Source organism: Streptomyces sp. E11-3, assembly GCF_046540415.1.
Classification (GTDB): domain Bacteria; phylum Actinomycetota; class Actinomycetes; order Streptomycetales; family Streptomycetaceae; genus Streptomyces.
Map to the genome: position 1 here is coordinate 1 of NZ_JAZGRL010000261.1, position 546 is coordinate 546.

1 tRNA gene is annotated in these 546 nt (G+C 49.8%); it reads left to right on the plus strand.

The features are described 5' to 3' along the window. The first annotated feature begins 155 nt into the window (after positions 1-155). Positions 156-229, plus strand: a tRNA-Ile gene (locus U9R90_RS36740). Positions 230-546 lie beyond the last annotated feature (317 nt).

The following is a 546-nucleotide window of genomic DNA, read 5'->3' on the forward strand; positions in this document are numbered from 1 at the left end:
CACGCCTCCAGGGGAGACTGCGACCTGAACGCAGCGCCTTAGACCGCTCGGCCATCCTGACATTTGCTCTAAGCTGGAGCTGACCCGTTGGAACTACACCTAAAGGCAAAGACCTGAAAGCTAGTGATTCGCTGTTCTGCCCTGTCAACCCACCGGCCTCGTTGGCGCAGTTAGGCAGCGCGTCAGTCTCATAATCTGAAGGTCGTGAGTTCGAGCCTCACACGGGGCAGAGTGGTTCTTTTTGATACCTGAGAGCGCTTAGACGTAAGAACGGTTTTCTCTGTACCCTTCCATGTGCAAAGCTTCTCTGGAGGGCTGAAGACATGACATTTTGTGAGAAACTGTGAGGTTCCAGGTGAATTCCCTGAACCCCGTCCAGTCCTATGCCACCCTTTGATATACAATGTAATCGAAATTCAGTGTTCATGCTGGGCTAACGCTGAACGAATGCAGTGATAGCATCCCTCTCACATTCATGCAACATGTGGCGTTGTCCTTGTAAGTTTAATATCATGCTTAATGTGAACAACCTTAATGTTCACGAAA